We start from the raw sequence: 1,775 nt of genomic DNA, 5'->3' as shown, positions 1-1,775 counted from the left end.
GCACCTGCCAGGGATTGAACTCGCCCCATTCGCCGCGCATCGTTACCAGCGTCAGGAACGGCAGGCGAAAGATGTGGGTGAGCGACAGCATGTTGATGCAATTGCCGACCCCGCTCGACTGCATCAGCAACACCCCGCGCTGGCCGCCGGCCCAGGCCCCCGCAAGCAGCGCCACGCCCTCCTCCTCCGTCGTCAAGGCAATCCCGCGCATGGTCGACGAGCCCAGCACGCGCTCAATCAATTGCGAATGGCCGGCGTCGGGCACATAGGGTACCTGGCGGACATCGAAGCGCTGCAGGATCGCGAAGATCTGCTCGGGCCAAGATTCGGGACAAGTCCCCTTGTCGGCGGCAGCAGTGTCGGCGGCGCGGGCGTGCATTTAAGGGTCCAGTGGGCTAGCAGGTTGTTGGGCGCGCGGACTGTAGAGGGCTTGGCGTTTTACGAAAGCGCCAAAACGGCATATCGGTATCCCTAAAGAGTATGACAGCATGCATGCAGATGCGCGAGAGCTCGTGGCCGGCTTCGATCTGGAGAAGCTGACGCCGGAATTCTATCTCGATCCCTATCCGACTTATCGTGCACTGCGGGAGAATGAGCCGGTCAAGCTTCTGCCCAACGGCTCCTACTTCCTGACCCGCTACGATGACCTGGTCACCGCCTACAAGAACACCAAGCTGTTCTCGTCGGACAAGAAGCGCGAGTTTGCGCCGAAATATGGCGCTTCCCTGCTCTACCAGCATCACACCACGAGCCTCGTCTTCAACGACCCGCCCGCGCATACCAGGGTGCGGCGGCTGATCATGGGCGCGCTGTCGCCGCGCGCGATCGCGGCGATGGAAGGCGACCTGATTCGGCTGGTCGACCAATTGCTCAATGCCATCGCAGCGAAAGCAAGCTTTGAGCTGATCTCCGATTTCGCCTCCTCGATCCCCATCGAGGTGATCGGCAATCTGCTCGATGTCCCCCATGACGAGCGCGCGCCGCTGCGCAACTGGTCGCTGGCGATCCTGGGCGCACTCGAACCCGTGATCTCCGCGGAGGCGTTTGCGCGCGGCAACAGCGCGGTTGGGGATTTCCTGGTCTATCTGGAAAATCTGGTGGCGCGGCGGCGCGCCAGCCCTGGCAATCCCGAGCGCGACGTGCTGACGCGGCTGATTCAGGGCGAGGGTCATGGCGAGCGGCTGACGGAACAGGAACTCTTGCACAACTGCATCTTCCTGCTCAACGCCGGCCACGAGACCACGACCAATCTGATCGGCAATGGGCTGGTGGCGCTCGCGGAGCATCCCGCAGAGAAACGGCGGCTGTTGCAAAGCCCTGATCTGATCAGGACGGCGGTCGAGGAGATTCTGCGATACGAAAGCTCGAATCAGCTCGGCAACCGCATGACGACCGAACGCGTCGAGCTCGGTGGCATCATGCTGGAGGCCGGCACATCGCTGACGCTGTGCATCGGCGCCGCCAACCGCGATCCAAAACAGTTCGAGGACCCCGAGAGCTTCGACGTCGGTCGTATGCTGAACCGGCATCTGGCCTTCGGCAGCGGCGTGCACCAATGCGCCGGCATGGCGCTGGCCCGCCTCGAAGGCGCGATCGCGATCTCGCGTTTTCTCCGGCGCTTCCCCAACTACGCATTGAGCGGGCCGCCGGTCCGCGGCGGCCGCGTCCGCTTCCGCGGCTTCCTCAGCGTACCCTGCGTCGTGGACGCGTAGGGTGGGCAAAGCGCAGCGCGCCCACCATCTTTCTGCCGTCGTGCGATGGTGGGCGCGCTGCGC

The 1,775-nt window shown here is 63.9% G+C and carries 2 protein-coding genes; one reads left to right on the top strand and one right to left on the bottom strand.

Translation table 11 applies throughout. From position 1 onward, the window contains the following. The coding region (locus tag WCB02_RS34260; protein WP_423965541.1) for a phosphonopyruvate decarboxylase at positions 1-379 on the bottom strand (379 nt) is incomplete at its 3' end. A 109-nt stretch (positions 380-488) separates the two neighbouring features. On the opposite strand from WCB02_RS34260, the gene WCB02_RS34255 reads away from it, so the two are divergent. Then, entirely contained in the window at positions 489-1,712 is a 1,224-nt protein-coding gene (locus tag WCB02_RS34255; RefSeq protein WP_423965538.1) for a cytochrome P450, read from the top strand. Positions 1,713-1,775: the final 63 nt, after the last annotated feature.

It is taken from the genome of Bradyrhizobium sp., assembly GCF_049581145.1.
Taxonomy (GTDB): domain Bacteria; phylum Pseudomonadota; class Alphaproteobacteria; order Rhizobiales; family Xanthobacteraceae; genus Bradyrhizobium.
This window is presented reverse-complemented; position numbering and strand designations above follow the sequence as displayed.

What these genes read in the sequence shown, in the direction of transcription:
- WCB02_RS34255 (WP_423965538.1), top strand. Translation starts at nt 489, where the DNA reads ATGCATGCAGATGCGCGAGAGCTCGTGGCCGGCTTCGATCTGGAGAAG.